Annotated in this window: 17 protein-coding genes; 11 read left to right on the forward strand and 6 right to left on the reverse strand. The window is 60.6% G+C overall.

Going from position 1 to position 16995, the window contains the following annotated elements:
• The first annotated feature begins 253 nt into the window (after window positions 1-253).
• Entirely contained in the window at window positions 254-1468 is a 1215-nt protein-coding gene (locus ACA070_RS06480) for a class I SAM-dependent methyltransferase (RefSeq protein ID WP_497450488.1), read from the forward strand.
• A gap of 120 nt (window positions 1469-1588) precedes the next feature.
• Here ACA070_RS06480 and ACA070_RS06485 read toward each other — a convergent pair whose 3' ends face one another.
• The gene (locus ACA070_RS06485) at window positions 1589-2479 is read right to left on the reverse strand and encodes a DMT family transporter (protein ID WP_497450489.1); all 891 of its coding nucleotides are present in this window, start codon (window positions 2477-2479) and stop codon (window positions 1589-1591) included.
• 312 nt (window positions 2480-2791) lie between these two features.
• Between ACA070_RS06485 and ACA070_RS06490 the strand changes: the two genes are divergently transcribed.
• From ACA070_RS06490 to ACA070_RS06500, 3 genes are all read left to right on the forward strand, one after another.
• A complete protein-coding gene (locus ACA070_RS06490; protein WP_497450490.1) occupies window positions 2792-3373 on the forward strand; it encodes a DJ-1/PfpI family protein in 582 nt (193 codons plus the stop codon).
• A 13-nt stretch (window positions 3374-3386) separates the two neighbouring features.
• Entirely contained in the window at window positions 3387-3695 is a 309-nt protein-coding gene (locus ACA070_RS06495) for a ribbon-helix-helix domain-containing protein (protein ID WP_497450491.1), read from the forward strand.
• Window positions 3696-3867: 172 nt separating this feature from the next.
• On the forward strand, window positions 3868-4212 hold the full coding sequence (locus ACA070_RS06500; protein ID WP_497450492.1) for a YegP family protein: 345 nt from the start codon (window positions 3868-3870) through the stop codon (window positions 4210-4212).
• Between the two features lie 144 nt (window positions 4213-4356).
• On the opposite strand, the gene ACA070_RS06505 is transcribed toward ACA070_RS06500, so the two are convergent.
• Window positions 4357-5244: a dihydrodipicolinate synthase family protein gene (locus ACA070_RS06505; protein WP_497450493.1), complete on the reverse strand. Its 888-nt coding sequence runs from the start codon at window positions 5242-5244 to the stop codon at window positions 4357-4359.
• A 29-nt stretch (window positions 5245-5273) separates the two neighbouring features.
• Window positions 5274-6056 carry an aldolase gene (locus ACA070_RS06510; RefSeq protein ID WP_109628350.1) on the reverse strand — a complete coding sequence of 261 codons (783 nt, stop codon included), beginning with the start codon at window positions 6054-6056 and terminating at the stop codon, window positions 5274-5276.
• 109 nt (window positions 6057-6165) lie between these two features.
• On the opposite strand from ACA070_RS06510, the gene ACA070_RS06515 reads away from it, so the two are divergent.
• Window positions 6166-6708 carry a helix-turn-helix domain-containing protein gene (locus ACA070_RS06515; RefSeq protein WP_462025956.1) on the forward strand — a complete coding sequence of 181 codons (543 nt, stop codon included), beginning with the start codon at window positions 6166-6168 and terminating at the stop codon, window positions 6706-6708.
• 148 nt (window positions 6709-6856) lie between these two features.
• Here ACA070_RS06515 and ACA070_RS06520 read toward each other — a convergent pair whose 3' ends face one another.
• Entirely contained in the window at window positions 6857-7876 is a 1020-nt protein-coding gene (locus tag ACA070_RS06520; protein ID WP_497450494.1) for a DUF4917 family protein, read from the reverse strand.
• A 156-nt stretch (window positions 7877-8032) separates the two neighbouring features.
• Between ACA070_RS06520 and yiaY the strand changes: the two genes are divergently transcribed.
• Window positions 8033-9181, forward strand: a complete 1149-nt coding sequence (yiaY, locus tag ACA070_RS06525) for an L-threonine dehydrogenase (RefSeq protein WP_497450495.1) — start codon at window positions 8033-8035, stop codon at window positions 9179-9181.
• Here yiaY and ACA070_RS06530 read toward each other — a convergent pair.
• Window positions 9178-10344: a multidrug effflux MFS transporter gene (locus ACA070_RS06530; protein WP_497450496.1), complete on the reverse strand. Its 1167-nt coding sequence runs from the start codon at window positions 10342-10344 to the stop codon at window positions 9178-9180. The two genes, yiaY and ACA070_RS06530, sit on opposite strands and share 4 nt — an antisense overlap.
• A gap of 196 nt (window positions 10345-10540) precedes the next feature.
• Here ACA070_RS06530 and ACA070_RS06535 point away from each other — a divergent pair, with 196 nt between their 5' ends.
• From ACA070_RS06535 to ACA070_RS06550, 4 genes are all read left to right on the forward strand, one after another.
• Entirely contained in the window at window positions 10541-11449 is a 909-nt protein-coding gene (locus tag ACA070_RS06535) for a LysR family transcriptional regulator (RefSeq protein WP_497450497.1), read from the forward strand.
• 237 nt (window positions 11450-11686) lie between these two features.
• Window positions 11687-12880, forward strand: a complete 1194-nt coding sequence (locus ACA070_RS06540; protein WP_497450498.1) for a CaiB/BaiF CoA transferase family protein — start codon at window positions 11687-11689, stop codon at window positions 12878-12880.
• Window positions 12877-13803, forward strand: a complete 927-nt coding sequence (locus ACA070_RS06545) for a hydroxymethylglutaryl-CoA lyase (protein WP_462025961.1) — start codon at window positions 12877-12879, stop codon at window positions 13801-13803. The genes ACA070_RS06540 and ACA070_RS06545 overlap by 4 nt, the downstream gene beginning before the upstream one ends.
• A gap of 187 nt (window positions 13804-13990) precedes the next feature.
• A complete protein-coding gene (locus tag ACA070_RS06550; protein WP_497450499.1) occupies window positions 13991-15322 on the forward strand; it encodes an MFS transporter in 1332 nt (443 codons plus the stop codon).
• Between the two features lie 179 nt (window positions 15323-15501).
• Here ACA070_RS06550 and ACA070_RS06555 read toward each other — a convergent pair whose 3' ends face one another.
• The gene (locus ACA070_RS06555) at window positions 15502-15990 is read right to left on the reverse strand and encodes a DMT family transporter (RefSeq protein WP_497450500.1); all 489 of its coding nucleotides are present in this window, start codon (window positions 15988-15990) and stop codon (window positions 15502-15504) included.
• 77 nt (window positions 15991-16067) lie between these two features.
• Between ACA070_RS06555 and ACA070_RS06560 the strand changes: the two genes are divergently transcribed.
• Window positions 16068-16979, forward strand: coding sequence for a LysR substrate-binding domain-containing protein (locus ACA070_RS06560; RefSeq protein ID WP_497450501.1), 912 nt, complete (start codon window positions 16068-16070; stop codon window positions 16977-16979).
• The last annotated feature ends 16 nt before the right edge of the window (window positions 16980-16995 follow it).

The raw sequence follows: 16995 nt of genomic DNA on the forward strand, positions 1-16995 counted from the left end.
TTTGTGGCGAGGGAGCTTGCTCCCGCTGGGTCGCGAAGCGGCCCCAAAACCAGCCAATGCGGTCATTCAGATAAACACGGTTGCTTGCTTTGCGGCTGCTTCGCAGCCGAGCGGGAGCAAGCTCCCTCGCCACAGGGAACTCGACTCGCCTGAGGATTCGCACCGTTCGGTAAATAACTGCGTGTCCCGAACGGCCATCCCCCCTAAAATACCAGCCATTCCCCGATTCGCTCCGCCCGAGGCCGTTTTTTCCATGTCTGTCACCGCCACTCCCGCCAGCCTCGCGCCGGATCACCACGCCCAGTTCATCGACCTGCTGCAAACCAGCCTCGACCAGAATGCCTTCATCAAACTGGTACTGGCCAAGTACGTCGGCACCGAAGCCGATCTGCAGCGGCTGATCATCAAGCAGCTGACGGTCAAGGATCAGCCCTGCCTGTCCTTCGTCTACCGCTACAAGACCCGCGACATCACCAAAAACCTGCCAATTACCGAAGGCGTGGCGACCCTCGCCGCGCTATTGCCGGCTTCGTTCAAAAATGCGCATTTGCTGTCGTTGACTGACGAAGCCCAGCTCGAATACAGCAAAAAGGGCAAGTCATCGCTGTTCATGAGCAAACCCCAGCAATTGCGTGAAGTGCCGTCCGCCGAGCACAACCGCGAGAAAAACCGCTTTCTCGACCTGAGCCGGCCGTTCCTTGCCGACCTGGGTGTGACGAACAGCAAGCACGAGCTGATCCCGGCGATGTCGCGCAAGTGGAAGCAGATCAACAAGTTCATCGAAGTCTTCAGCCATGCGCTGACCACCTCGCCCCTGGCTTTGGACAAGCCGGTGCAGGTGGCGGATTTCGGGTCGGGCAAGGGATACCTGACCTTCGCGATCCACGACTACCTGCGCAACACCTTGAAGGCCGAAGGCGTGGTGACCGGCGTCGAGCTGCGCGAAGAAATGGTCAACCTGTGCAATGCCGCCGCCGCCAAGCTTGAACATCCGGGGCTGGTGTTCAAGTGCGGTGACGTGCGCAGCGTCGCGCCGAGCGAGCTGGACGTGATGATCGCGCTGCACGCCTGCGACATCGCCACCGACTATGCGATTCACACCGGCATCCGTTCCGGCGCCTCGATCATCATGTGCTCGCCGTGCTGCCACAAACAGATCCGCCTGCAAATCCAGAGCCCGGCGCTGCTCAAGCCGATGCTGCAATACGGTCTGCATCTGGGCCAGCAAGCGGAAATGGTCACTGACAGTTTGCGTGCGTTGTTCCTTGAGGCTTGTGGTTACGAGACCAAGGTCTTCGAGTTCATCTCACTGGACCACACCAACAAGAACAAAATGATTCTGGCGGTCAAACGCGCCGAGCCGGTGGACCCGGCCCAGCTGTTGGTGAAGATTCAGGAGCTGAAGGATTTCTACCAGATCACCGAACATTGCCTCGAAACCCTGCTCCGAGCTGACAATTACCTGTAGGAGCCGGCTTGCTGGCGATGGCATCACCGCGGTGCATCTGACTGACCGCGGTGATGCCATCGCCAGCAAGCCGGCTCCTACAGAATCATGCGGTGGCAATGCGTTCGTGTTTGGCCAGGATCATGCGGTGGCAATGCGTGCGGGCTTCACCGCAGTCTTACGTCCGAGCATCACCGTCACGATCACCCCGGCAGCAAACAGCCAGGTGATCGGTTCGATGTGTTCACCAAAGAACAACGCCGAAAACGCGATGGTGAAGAAAATCTGCAACAGCTGGATCTGACTGACCCGGGCAATGCCGCCCATCGCCAACCCGGCGTACCAGGCAAAGAACCCGATGAATTGCGAAAACAGCGAAACATAACCAAACGCCCACCAAGTCTTGGCCGAGATCTCGCCCTGGTGTTGCAACGCCAAATACACCACCGGCCCGATCAGCAGCGGCGTCGACAACACCAGCGCCCAGCAGATCACCTGCCAGCCGCCCATCTCCTTGGCCAATCGGCCTCCCTCGGCATAACCCAGACCACCCACGGCAATCGCCCCGAGCATCAGCAAATCACCGGACTGAATACTGCCGGCACCGCTGATCAGCGCGTAACCCAATACCAGCGCACTGCCCAAAGCGGCGCAGGCCCAGAAGGCTTTTGACGGTCGTTCATGGGAAAGCCACGCGGCGTACAGCGCGACGCACAGCGGTTGCAAACCGTTGACCAACGCCCCGTGGGAGGCTGGCAAGGTTTGCATCGCCCAGGCCGACAGCACCGGGAAGCCGAGGATCACGCCCGCGATCACCAGCGTCAGGCCTTTGACCTGTTTCCAGGTCGGCCACTTTTCCCGGCGCCACAGCAACAGCATCGCCGCCGGCACCGCCGCAAACAGCGCCCGGCCCAAGCCGTTGAGCAGCGGATGGAGTTCCTGCACGACGATCCGAGTGAAGGGCAGGGTGAGGCTGAAGATCACAACGCCGAGCAGGCCGAGGGCCATGCCGGTGTTTTCGCGCGAGGACATGATGGGGGACCAGAATTCAGGTTGGCAGGAAGAGTCCTTATATAGCCATAAACTTGCCGATGCCGCTGTTACAGCTAGGCGCAGAGTTATCCGTACAGTTGAGCGCGGTCCCTGTGGCGAGGGAGCTTGCTCCCGCTGGACTGCGTAGCAGTCCCATTGTTTGGGGCCGCTTCGCAGCCCAGCGGGAGCAAGCTCCCTCGCCACAAGGGCCAAATTCAAATCTGCATTGTCAGTAGTAGCTGGTTATTACCCGACCCCGCGGATAAGGACTACCTTGAATACTCCTACGTATTTCCCAGAGGAGTCCTCCCCATGGCTGCCAAGAAAATCCTGATGCTGGTCGGCGATTACGTCGAAGACTACGAAGTGATGGTGCCGTTTCAGGCGCTGCTGATGGTCGGTCACACGGTGCATGCCGTTTGCCCCGACAAATCCGCCGGCCAGACCGTGCGCACGGCCATTCACGACTTCGAAGGCGACCAGACCTACAGCGAAAAACCCGGCCACTTGTTCGCCCTGAACTTTGATTTCGCCAAAGTCGCTGAAGCCGACTACGACGCGCTGCTGATCCCCGGCGGTCGTGCGCCGGAATACCTGCGCCTGAACGAAAAAGTCCTGGAGCTGGTGCGCGCCTTCGACAAGGCTGGCAAGCCGATCGCTGCCGTGTGTCACGGTGCGCAATTGCTTGCCGTAGCGGGGATTCTCGAAGGTCGCGAGTGCAGCGCCTACCCGGCCTGTGCCCCGGAAGTACGCCTGGCAGGCGGTACGTTCATCGATATCCCGGTGACGGAAGGTCACGTACAAGGCAATCTGGCCACTGCGCCCGCCTGGCCGGCGCACCCGAACTGGCTCGCCGGTTTCCTCGGGTTGCTGGGCACCAAAATCACGCTGTAACGAGGGACTTTTCATGTGCGAGCTCTACGTCAAAGCCGATCCGATTCTCTACGAATCGCGCTCCCGCTCGCTGCGCATCTGCGGGGTGGTCACCACCCTGCGGCTGGAGAATCAGTTCTGGGACATCCTCAGCGAAATCGCCGGGGTCGACGGCATGACCACCAACCAGTTGATCGCCAAGCTGTATGAAGAGGTGATGGATTACCGTGGGGAAGTGGTGAATTTCGCCTCGTTTTTGCGGGTGAGTTGTACGCGGTATCTGAGTCAGCGACGGGTGCAGGCGCCGGAGTTGTCGGTGGTGCGGGCGGTGGCGGCTAAGTAGCGAATACCGCGTCGACCCAATCGCGAGCAGGCTCGCTCCCACAGGGGAAATGTGTACATCGATCCATTGTGGGAGCGAGCCTGCTCGCGATGGGGCCCGGACAGGCGACAGATATCTCAGGCTGGTCTTTACTCTGAAGCGCAAAACCTCTCAATTGCCAAGGAGTAAGAGCATGTCCGGATGGTACGAAGTAAGCAAAAGCAGCAACGGTCAGTTCAAGTTTGTACTGAAGGCCGCCAACGCCGAAACCATTCTGACCAGCGAGCTGTACACCACTCGCGGCGCTGCCGACAACGGTATTGCTTCGGTGCAGAAGAACAGCCCGCTGGATGAGCGCTACGAAAAGAAAACCACCAAGGATGGCCATCCTTACTTCAATCTCAAGGCCGGCAATCACGAGGTCATTGGCAGCAGCGAGGCTTACGCGTCCGCTGGCGCAATGGAAAAAGGCATCGCCAGCGTCAAGGTCAATGGGCCAACCACCGTGATCAAGGACAAGACTTTGCCGGTGCTCTGACCACACCTTTCAAACTCAAAACAAATCCACTGTGGGAGCTAGCCTGCTAGCGATGGCTGCTTAACATTCGACGAAGATGTTGAATGTTAGGCCGCTATCGCTAGCAGGCTAGCTCCCACAGCTGGTTTTGTGTGTGGCTTGAGATCAGCGCAATGCTTTCAGCAAGTCTTGCAACTGGCTGATCCCAGCCTCACCGAGTGGAGACACCGGCAACCGCGGATCGCCCACTTCCAGCCCGGTCGCGCGCAAACCGGCCTTGATCGTCGCCGGCAAGCCACCCTTGAGGATGAAGTCCAGCACCGGCAACTGGCGATAGAACAACTCCCGCGCCTTGCCCAGGTCGTTGGCCAATACCGCTTCATACAAATCGAGATTGAGCTGCGGGATCAGGTTCGGCGCCGCCGTGCACCAGCCTTTCGCACCGGCGGCAAAGGCTTCCAGTGCCAACGGGTTGCAGCCGTTGTAGAACGGCACCTGGCCTTCGCCCAGCAGTTGCAGTTTGTGCATGCGCTGGATGTCGCCGGTGCTTTCCTTGACCATGGTTACGTTCTCCACGGTATTGACGATCCGCAGGATCAGGTCCACCGACATGTCGGTGCCACTGGTGGCCGGGTTGTTGTAGAGCATGATCGGCACGCCGATGCTCTCGCCGATGGCGCGGTAGTGGGCGAGGATTTCCGCTTCGCTGAGTTTCCAGTAGGACGTCGGCAGCACCATCACCACATCGGCGCCATGGGCTTCGGCGAAACGCGCGCGGCGCACGGCTTTGGCGGTGGTCAGGTCGGACACGCTGACGATGGTCGGCACGCGTTTGGCCACATGCTTGATGCTGAATTCGCTGACCTGATCCCACTCGGCGTCGCTCAGGTAAGCGCCTTCACCGGTGCTGCCCAGCGGAGCGATGGCGTGGACGCCGCCGTCGATCAAACGGTCGATGGAACGCCCGAGCGTGTCGAGATCGACGCCTTCGCCATTGGCGGTGAACGGGGTGATGGTGTAGCCGATGATGCCGTGAATGGTTGGGGTCGACATGCTGTGTCTCCTTCAGAAAATGATCGGGTTCAGTTCAGGCAATCGGCGTGTTGACGCAGGTTCTGCCGGGCGTAGTAGTTGAACGCAGCGCCGTGGCGCTTGGGTTTCGAAATCCAGTCGTGGGCTTCGCGGCCCAGTTCCGGCAGGATTGGCTTGATCGTCCCGGCACTCATCGCCAGCAGTTGCAGCTTCGCGGCGCGCTCGATCAATTGAGCGATGACACAGGCTTCTTCGATGGTCGTGCCGGTGGACAGCTGGCCGTGGTGCGACAGCAGGATGGCCCGTTTGTCGCCCAATGCGCCGGCGATCAAATCACCTTCTTCGTTGCCCACCGGCACACCCGGCCAGCCTTCGAGGAACGCGCAATCGTCGTAGAGCGGGCAGAGGTCCATGTGGGAAATCTGCAGCGGCACTTCGAGCATCGACAGCGCCGCGACGTGGGTCGGGTGCGTGTGGATGATGCAGTTCACGTCGGGCCGGGCACGGTATACCCAACTGTGGAAACGGTTGGCTGGGTTGGGCATGCCGTGGCCTTCGAGCACTTCCAGGTCTTCGTTGACCAGCAGCAGATTGCTCGCGGTGATCTCGTCGAAACCCAGGCCCAGTTGTTGAGTGTAGTAAGTACCCGGTTGAGGGCCTCGGGCGGTGATTTGCCCGGCCAGTCCGGAGTCGTGACCATTCTCGAACAGAATCCGGCAGGTCAGGGCCAGCTTTTGCCGGTCGGTCCACGTATTATCCGCCAGGGTATTTTGCATCTGGGTCAACGCTTGCTTGACCAGTTGCTCTTTGGGTAGTGCTAAGGTCTTGGCCATATCGGTGTCCTTGGGTGGTTTCATGTAAATGACACAACAAAGGCTATATGACACATTGTGTCATTGGCAAGGACAAATCGTCGCCTCCTTGATGGATTAATCGTTCTTAATGTCTATCCGTTTGAAATTACTGAGAAAAAAACTTGGTGTGACGCTGGAGGCCTTGGCCGAAAAATCCGGCATGACCAAGAGCTACTTGTCGAAAGTCGAGCGTGGGCTGAATACCCCATCAATCGCTGCCGCCCTGAAACTGGCCAAGGCGCTGAACGTGAAGGTCGAAGAGTTGTTCTCCGAAGACAACATCAGCCTCGACAGCTACAGCCTGGTGCGCAGCGACGAACGCCAGTCCCTGGCGGCCAACGATGAAAGCCCAGGCTACGCGGTGCTGGCCCATCAGGTCAGCGAGCGCAGCCTGCTGCCCTTCATGATTTATCCGCCGAACGAATTCGCCGACAAAACCTTCAAGGAACACCTGGGGGAAGAGTTTCTGTTCGTCCACGAAGGGCAGGTGGAAGTGGACTTCATGAACGAGCGCGTGCTGCTCAATCGGGGGGATGCGCTGCACTTCAATGCGCAGAAGCCGCACCGGATCCGGTCAGTGGGGGAGGTGCAGGCGCAGTTGCTGGTGGTGGTGCATAGCGCCGAAGAATGAGTTGCCTGGTTTTTTGTGGCGAGGGAGCTTGCTCCCGCTCGGCTGCGAAGCAGTCGTAAACCTGACAATGTGCATTCTCTGAGGAATGCAGGGGGCCGCTTCGCAGCCCAACGGGAGCAAGCTCCCTCGCCACAAGTATGTGTTCGCTTCAGACCTCAACCGGCACTGTGAGCTTCGGACTACCCAATCCATGCGTTTTCGAATCAAAAAACCGCAGCTCTGACCCCGTCCCCTCAAACACCTTCGCGTAATGCCGCTTCTGATGCTGAATAAACGCCTTACTGCGCGGGTAAATAGAGATCGCCACCACCTTCGGTTTCGCCTGGCGCAACGCATGAATGATGTGGCTGTCCTGCTCCCCCAGGGCATGACCAAACAGGCACAACCCGTCGCCATGGCTCAATAACTGGTCGTAGCAAAACGACAGATAATCCGAGCTGCGAATGGTCTTGAGCTTGTCCGTGCTCGGCCCTTCATTCACAAACAGCGGCACGTCATCCAGTGTCTTGATCGTATTGTTGATCGCAAAACTGCCCAGCAACGTGCCCTCGGTCGACATCAGTTTGCGCGCCGTGCCGTCCTGATTACGCACCAGGTGCAGGCCACCGTGCAGGTACAGCAAACGGGTTTTATCGGTCGCCGTGGCGCTCAAATCAAAACCCGGTTCGGCACCCTGGAACAGGTCGGTGATCGCATCCGGCTGATGCTGAATCGCCCAGTAATTGAGCAAGTCGTAATTGGTGGTGAACACCGTCCGATAACTGCCCAGTTCCTGACTGATGGTCGCCAGGGTCGCAGGTACCACCAGTCGCCATGGGATGTGGACCGCGTGAACCGTGTTGATCAGCGCTTCCTTGATCGCGTAGTAACGATTGCGCGGCGCGGCGGAGCTGACGGCCAGGGCCTTGTTGACCCGGCTGGTGGTTTTCAGCGCGCTCAGCACCTGCTCGAAACTGCGGGTTTGCATGGCGTCGAACACGCTCAGCTCGGACTGGCTCAGGGGCTTTTCTTCAACGGTGCGGGCGTTTTCGAACAGCGAGTCGTAGCCGAAGTCGTCCCACACCGCGCGGCTGGCGCCGTTGCCCACCAGCAAGCCGCTGAACGAGGCGGTGGCGCGCAAGGCGTTCCAGTCTTCAAGTTGGGCATCAACATCCTGGAAATCGGTCATTGCGGTTCAAAGTCTCAAAGCAAAGGGTCTGATGGGCGGCGACTTTATCACGACCGGGACTTGAGCCAGATCAAGTTACTGCGTAACCGATAGGTCGATCCTGTGCGTACCCGCTAGATCGGCATTGCCGGTTCGGCCCCGCCAGGAGATACGCTCATGAGCAGCACGTTTTTCATTCCCGCCGTGAACATCATGGGCAACGATTGCCTGGACGAAGCCATGGACGCCATTGGCAAGTACGGCTTTCGCAAGGCACTGATCGTCACGGACGCCGGGCTGGCCAAGGCTGGCGTGGCGAAGATGATTGCCGAGAAACTGGCGATGCAGGACATCGACTCGGTGATCTTCGACGGCGCCAAACCGAACCCGAGCATGGCCAACGTCGAGAGTGGCCTGGGCCTGCTCAAGGAAAGTCGCTGTGATTTCGTGGTGTCCCTCGGCGGTGGTTCGCCCCATGACTGCGCCAAGGGCATCGCGTTATGTGCGACCAACGGCGGGCAGATCCGCGACTACGAAGGCGTCGACCGATCCACGCAACCACAACTGCCACTGATCGCGATCAACACCACCGCCGGCACGGCCAGCGAGATGACCCGTTTTTGCATCATCACCGACGAATCGCGCCATGTGAAAATGGCCATCGTCGACCGTAACGTCACGCCGCTGCTGTCGGTCAACGACCCGGCACTGATGGTCGCCATGCCAAAGGGCCTGACCGCTGCCACCGGCATGGACGCGCTGACTCACGCCATCGAAGCCTACGTGTCCACCGCCGCCAACCCGATCACCGATGCCTGCGCACTGAAGGCGATCACGTTGATCAGCAACAACCTGCGCCTGGCCGTGCGCGACGGCAGCGACATGGCCGCACGGGAAAACATGGCTTACGCGCAGTTCCTCGCCGGCATGGCGTTCAACAACGCCTCTCTGGGTTATGTTCACGCCATGGCTCACCAGTTGGGCGGGTTCTACGACCTGCCTCATGGTGTGTGCAACGCGGTTTTGCTGCCCCACGTACAAAGTTTCAATGCGCAGGTGTGCGCCTCGCGCCTGACGGATGTGGCCCACGCGATGGGCGCCGACACCCGTGGTATCAGCCCGGAAGAGGGTGCCCAGGCAGCCATCGTCGCGATCCGCAGCTTGTCCAGAGATGTGGAAATTCCCGCCGGTTTGCGTGAGCTCGGCGCCAAGCTCAACGACATCCCGACGCTCGCCATCAATGCGCTGAAAGACGCCTGCGGACTGACCAATCCACGGGTGGCGGATCAGCGCCAGATCGAGGAGATTTTCCGCAACGCGTTCTAATCGGTCTGACGGCCCGGCGCGAGCATCACGCACAGCATCGCGCCCAAGGCCAGAAAGGTGCAAAACAGGGACAATGGCCACGGCTGTTGGCTTGCGATCAGGCTGGCAATCGCGCCGATGACGGCGGCCATCAGTTGGTGAATGAAGCCGCTCAGCGCCATCGCATAAGCCCCGCCGACCGGGGAGCCGTCGTTGGCCAGCGCCAGACTGATCGGGTAGTTCAAAGACTGCCCGAATACCGCAAAGCAGTACGGCAACCAGAACAGCGGCGCAACGGATGTGCCCGCAATGCTCCCCAGCAACATCACCGCGCTGCCCGCCAGCACCAGCCCCACGCCCGCTGTCATCAGCCGGCGTTGACCGGTGCGCAGCACGAAGGCATTGACCCCCAATGCTCCCAGAAAATACGCCGCGCTGATCGGCCAACCCAACAACCCGTATTCCACGGCCGACCAGTTGAAGGGGCCTTGCAGAATCAGCGGCGCCGCGGTGTTGAACGCGATGATCACCCCATAACCGAGGCCGCCGGCGAGGGCCGGCAGCAGGAAGGCCCGATCACGCAGAATGCGCCAGTAACTGGGCCAGGCGGACGATAGAACATTGTCCTCAGCCAGCACTGGAAAGTTGACACGCGCCACGACCAGCGCCATCAACAGACTCACGCCACCCAGCAGATAGAAAATCGCCGGCCAGCCCAGCGCCACCTGAATGATCGACCCCAGGTATTGGCCGATGCCCAGCGCCACCACAAAGGAAATCGATATCCAGGACAGCGCTTTTGCCAGCAGGTCACCGCGAAAACTGTCGCGGATCAGTACCCGCGCCATCACCGAAATCCCGCTGGCACCAATCCCCTGAACCAGTCGCCACAATAGGAACGACTCAAGCGTCTGGCTCAAGGGCAGGGCCAGGTTACCCAACCCGTAGATCCCGAGTGCGGCGAGCAACACCGGTTTTCGGCCAATGCGCTGACCCAGGCTGCCCCAGAACAGCATTGGCAGCGCCATGCCGATCAGGTACACCGCCAACCCCCAGGACACCTGCGAGGCATCGGCGGACAGATCCCGGGCAATGTCCGGCAGCGCCGGCAGGTAGATGCTCATGCCCAGTTGGGCGAGAAACACCGTGCTGCAGGTGACGAGGAGGGTGGTGCTGCTCTTCATTGAGTCTTCCTTGGGTTTCGGTAAACAACGTCCCTGGCGTGGGGGCGTAAAGCTACATGAATTCACGCGACTTTTTCAGCGATCTCCCGTCGTGATCGGCCAATGAAATTCGGGTGTAGGGCAATGGCGTGTGATGTTGCGAGCCAAAACCGGGCTATCCTGCCGACTCAGCCGAACTGAAGTCATCGAGCCCTCCATGCTGCAAAAAAGCCTGATCCGCCGCCTCGACCTGATCACCCTCCAGCTGTTTGTCGCCGTCCACGAAGAAGGCACCCTGACCCGTGCCGCGACCCGCGAAGCGATCGCAGTGTCGGCGGCCAGCAAGCGGCTGATGGAATTGGAGGAGGCGCTGGGCATCAGCCTGTTCGTGCGTCAGGCCAAAGGCATGACCCTGACCCCGGCCGGCGAAACCCTGCTGCACCATGCCCGGCAGATGCTGTTCAACGTCGAGAAAATGGGCCTCGAGCTGGGCGAGCACAGCCACGGGGTGCGCGGTTATGTGCGGATGCTCGCCAACTTGTCGGCGATCATTCAGTTCCTTCCCGAAGACCTGCGCGATTTTTCCGAGCGTCATCCCCAGGTCAAGACCGACCTTGAAGAACGTCCCAGCAGTGGAGTGATTCAGGGTGTGCTGGATGGTGTGGCGGACCTTGGGATCTGTTCCAGTGACAGCGACGTGAAAGGTCTGCACAGCGTGTTTTATCGCCAGGACAAACTGGTGGTGTTGATGCTGCCCGATCATCCGTTGGCAAACCGTTCCAGTTTGGCCTTCGCCGATACGCTGGGCAGCGATTATGTCGGTTTGCATTCCGCCAGTTCGATCAACATGCGCACCCAAGCGGCTGCGCGCAAGGCGGGCAAGGTGCTGCGGTTGCGGATTCATGTGCCGGGTTTTGATGCGATGTGCCGGATGGTCCAGGCCAATATGGGCCTCGGCATCCTGCCGCAAAAGGCCTATGAATTGTTTGGCCGGGCGTTGGGTTTGCATGCGGTGCCGTTGACGGATGACTGGTCGGATCGGGCGCTCATTCTGGTGGTGCGTGATGAAGCGGCGCTGTCGCCGGTGAGTCGGATGTTGTTTGAGCAGCTACGTGGGCAGGCCTGACGGTCTTCGATTGGCTGGGCCGGCCCCTTCGCGAGCAAGCCCGCTCCCACAGGTTTTGTGTACGCCGCAGATCAACTGTGGGAGCGAGCCTGCTCGCGATGACGGCCTCAAGGTCGCAGTAATTTTCCAGAGCGTTCGCGTTTCGCGAACGAACGTTGCCAACTGAAGGTTGGATTCATCGCCCCCAGGTCCTCTAGCCTTGGCTCATATTCCAAGAACAACAAGAGGTACCCCGCGATGACTGCCCCCTTGAGTGCAATCAAAGTGATTGAGATCGGCACGCTGATCGCCGCGCCGTTCGCTGCGCGCATGCTCGCCGAGTTCGGCGCCGAAGTGATCAAGATCGAAGCCATGGGCCAGGGCGACCCGTTGCGCAAGTGGCGCAAGCTGCACGAAGGCACCTCGCTGTGGTGGTACCTGCAATCGCGAAACAAGAAGTCCTTGGCGCTCAACCTCAAATCCGCCGAAGGCATCGAGCTGGTCAAGCAATTAGCGACCAGCGCCGACGTGCTGATCGAAAACCTGCGCCCCGGAGCTCTGGAAAAACTCGGCCTGGGCTGGGACCTGTTGCATGCCCTTAACCCTAATCTGACGCTGGTACGGATTTCCGGTTATGGCCAGACCGGCCCTTACCGCGATCGTCCGGGTTTCGGCGCCATCGGCGAGGCCATGGGCGGCATCCGCTACACCACCGGCAATCCCGACTCACCCCCTGCGCGGGTCGGCGTCAGCCTCGGCGATTCCCTGGCGTCCTTGCACGCGGTGATCGGCGCCTTGATGTCGTTGCTGCGGGTCAAGACCGGGCAGGGCGGCGGGCAAGTGGTCGATGTGTCGCTGGCTGAAAGCGTGTTCAACGTCATGGAAAGCCTGGTGCCGGAATACGACATGCTTGGCCATGTGCGTGAGCGCAGCGGCGGTGCCCTGCCGGGCATCGCGCCGTCCAACACTTACCTGACGGCCGACGGCGCCTACGTGGTGATCGCCGGCAACAGCGACCCGATCTACAAGCGTCTGATGGAAGTGGTCGGTCGTCGCGACCTGGCCGACGCGCCGGAGTTTGCTCATAACGATGGCCGCGCATTGAAAAGTAACGTGCTCGATGCGGCGATTACTCACTGGACCAGCAGCCTTCCGATCGATGAAGTGTTGTCGGCGCTGGAAGCCGCTGAAGTGCCGGCCGGGCGCATCTATTCAGTCGCCGACATCGTCGCCGATCCGCACTATCAGGCGCGGGACATGCTGCTCAGCGCCGACCTGCCCGGCGGCGCCACGGTGAAGATGCCCGGCATCGTGCCGAAAATGTCCGAAACCCCCGGCGGCGTGAACTGGTCCGGGCCGAGTCTGGGCCAGCACACCGACGGCATCCTCGCGGGACTGGGCCTTACGGAGCTGGACATCGAACGCCTGAAAGCTGAAGGGGTGGTGCAATGATCACTGATTTTTCCGAGACCCTGATCGTTCAGGAAGTCTCCCCTCGCGACGGTTTGCAGATCGAGCCGACCTGGGTCGAAACCGTCGACAAAATTGCCCTGATCGATCAGCTGTCGTTGGCCGGTTTCAGCCGCATCGAGGCCGGCTCGTTCGTGTCGCCCAAGGCCATTCCGGCGCTGCGCGATGGCGAGTTGGTGTTCAAGGGCATCGCGCGTCAACCTGGGGTGATCTACGTCGCGTTGATCCCCAATCTCAAGGGCGCGCAACGGGCGCTGGCAACCAGGGCCGACGAGCTGAATCTGGTGATGTCCGCCAGCCAGACCCACAACCTGGCCAACATGCGCATGCGTTGCGAAGCGTCGTTGGCGGCGTTCGGCGAGATCGTGCAATACGTCGGTGGCACGCAGGTGCGGCTCAACGGCAGCATCGCCACCACCTTCGGCTGCCCGTTCGAAGGCAAGATCGATGAGGATCGCGTGCTGCAAATCGTCGAGGCCTATCAGGAGCTCGGCATCCAGGGCATCACCCTGGCCGACACCACTGGCATGGCCAATCCGCGGCAGGTGGATCGGCTGGTACGGCGGGTATTGCAGCGGGTTTCGCCGGCGGATCTGACCCTGCATTTCCACAACACTCGCGGCCTCGGTTTGTGCAACGTGCTGGCCGCCTACGAGGCCGGCGCCCGACGCTTCGACGCGGCCCTCGGTGGCCTCGGCGGTTGCCCGTTCGCGCCGGGTGCCTCGGGCAATATCTGCACCGAAGACCTGGTCAACCTGTGCGATGAAATCGGCATTCATACCGGCATCGACCTGCCTCTGATACTGAAGTTGTCCCGAGGATTACCGGCGCTGCTGGGCCACGAAGTGCCCGGTCAGCTGGCCAAGGCCGGGCGTAATTGCGACCTGCACCCGACCCCGTCCTGACCCCATACAAAACCCTGTGGGAGTGAGCCTGCTCGCGATGACTGAGTCACATCCAACATTGATGTCGACTGATCCACCGCTATCGCGAGCAGGCTCACTCCCACAGTAAAAGCGTCCATACAGTCCTACTAAACCAGACAACAAAAACAATCGGACACCCAAGGGAAGTCCGCCTGGAGAAAGCACCATGAGCCTCAATGTACTGGAGGCGGGCGCGAGCCCGTCCGTTAACCACGACGAAGAAAAAGCCCTGGTCAGCAAGGTCGCCTGGCGCCTGATGCCGCTGATCATGGTCTGCTACCTGTTCGCCTTTTTCGACCGCATCAACATCAGCTTTGCCAAATTCCAACTGCAGACCGACCTGAGCCTGAGCGACACCGCTTACGGCCTCGGCGCCGGGCTGTTCGTGGTCGGATACGTGATCTTCGAAGTGCCGAGCAACATGATGCTGTACAAGGTCGGCGCCCGACGCTGGATCGCCCGGATCATGATGTCCTGGGGCCTCGCCACCGCCGCCATGGTCTTCGTCAACAGCGAATGGCAGTTCTACGCGCTGCGCTTCGTGATCGGCGCGATGGAGGCCGGTTTTGCACCGGGCGTGCTGTATTACCTGACGCTGTGGTTCCCGCAGCACTATCGCGGGCGCATCACCTCGATGCTGTTCCTGTCGTCGGCATTTGCCGGTCTGGTCGGTGCACCGTTCTCCGGGCTGGTGCTGCAACACCTCGACGGCTTTATGGATATGCGCGGCTGGCATTGGCTGTTTTTGCTGGGCGGTGTGCCTTGCATCGGCCTTGGCTTGCTGGTGCTGACCTTGCTCAAGGACCGCATCGAGGACGCCCATTGGCTGACGCCGTCGGAGAAAACCCTGCTGGCCAGCCGCATTGCTCACCATGAACCGCACAAGAGTGGCGGCTCGCTGCTCGCTGCGCTGCGGATCCCGGGTTTCCTGACCCTGGGACTGATCTACTTCCTGATTCAGGTGGCGTCCTACGGCTTGAATTTCTGGGCGCCGCAACTGATCCGCAGCGCTGGCACCGAGAGCCCGGTGATGATCGGTTTGCTGACCGCCATCCCGTACGTCTGCGGCGCCATCAGCATGGTGGTGATCGGACGGTTGTCCGACTCGACCGGTGAACGACGCAAGTTTGTTGCAGGTTTAGTCGCAGTGGGCGCGGTGGGGTTCTTCTGTGCGGGGATCTTCGCCAACCACACGACCTTCCTGATTGTCGCGCTGGGCCTGCTCGGTGCCGGGATCATCGCCTCCATCCCAAGCTTCTGGACCTTGCCGCCAAAACTGCTGGCCGGTGCCGGCGCAGGGGCTGCCGGCGGGATTGCGGTGATCAATACCCTCGGCCAGTTCGGCGGCATCGTCAGCCCGGTCATGGTCGGACGAATCAAGGACCTGACCGGCAGCACCACCCCGGCGTTGTATGTCATTGGCGTCTGCGCGCTGATCGCTGTTGCGCTGCTGCTGTGGGGGTTGCCGCAGAAACTGCGTACGCTCGACAAGTTCTAAGCGTTTCGCAGGCTACGCCGGTCCCTGCATCGACCACGCATCCTTGCAGAGGCCGGCGAAGGCTGCGATCCAAAGTTGATGATCGTTCCCATGCTCTGCGTGGGAATGCCTCTAGGGACGCTCCGCGTCCAGTGATGCGGAGCGTCACGGCTGCATTCCCACGCAGAGCGTGGGAACGATCAGGATGTCGCGATCAGCGCTCTGGTCGGCGCAGCACTGAACTGAATCAACGCCACCCCCGCCATCAACAACACCGCCCCAAACACCCGCGGCAACGTCATCTGCCGTTCCACCAACCCAAACAACCCGAAGTGATCCAGTACCAGCGAAGCCACCACCTGTCCCGCCAGCGCCAAAGCAATAAACCCCGACGCCCCAAGCTTGGGCAGCAGCATCAGCGCCAACGAAATAAAACACACCCCGAATGCACCGCCGGCCCACATCCACAGCGGCGCCCTCGTGATGAACGCCAGTGACGGCAGCGGCAAGCGCATCGCCAACATAATCGGCAACAACACCACGATACTCACCAATAACGACGCGAGCGTCGCCCACAACGGATGGCCCAACCCACGCGTGAGATTGGCGTTGATAGCACTCTGAAAAGGCACCACCGCCCCGGCAAACACCGCCAGCAGCAACAGCCCGGCCCAATGCAACGTACTCATGATCATTCTCCAACAGGTTTTGCTGGACTCTAGAGTATTCGTCGCGCAGATTTAAATTCCAAATTGCTATTCAGAACATGCATCGGATGAATGATCTTCGGCGTATCGACCTCAACTTGCTGGTGATCCTCGACGCGTTGCTCAGTGAGCAACACGTCACGCGGGCGGCGCAGCGTCTGCACCTGAGTCAGCCCGCGGTCAGTCACGCCCTGGGGCGATTGCGCGACTTGCTGGGCGATCCTTTGCTGGTACGCGCGGGTGCGACGCTCGTGCCCACCCCGCGAGCTCTGGAGTTGATCGCACCCTTGGCCGAAGCACTTGCGCAAGTGCAATCCCTGCTGGCGCCGAACGCCTTCGATCCGGCCACGGCCAAGCGCACGTTTCGTCTGGCGATGTCCGACTACGGCGCCGCCATCGTCCTGCCAGAGCTGGTTCGGACGTTGCGCCGGGAAGCGCCGGGCATCGACCTGCAAATCAGCCACGCCAGCCGCGAAGGCATGCTCGACGCAGTACTCAACGGCGACATCGACGTTGCGGCCGGGGTCTTTCCGGAGCTGCCCAACGAACTGCGCAGCACCCCGCTGTTCGAAGAACACTACGCCTGCCTCGTGGACCGCAACAGCTTGCCTGCCAATGGCGTACTCGACCTGCCGACCTACCTCGCGCGGCCACACGTTCTGCTGGAAATGCGCGGCAGCGGCACCCCGGAAATCGAGCGAGCCCTGACTGCACTGCGTGAACGCCGTCGCGTTGCGATCAGCCTGCCGCACTGGAGCGTTGCCCCGGAATTCATCAGCGGCACGGATTTGATTCTTACCGTTGCTTTACGTGGGCTGCGCGAGATTGATGAGCGCTCGTTGATTGTGGTTGCGCCGCCATTTCATATTCCGTCGTTTACGTTTGTGTTGGTCTGGCACAAGCGGCGGGGCGGGGATCAGGCGTTGAACTGGTTGAATGGGCGGATTGGGGAGGGGATAGTGCGCGCCTGAAATCATCTATTTTTTT

The organism is Pseudomonas sp. LBUM1678 (assembly GCF_059695575.1).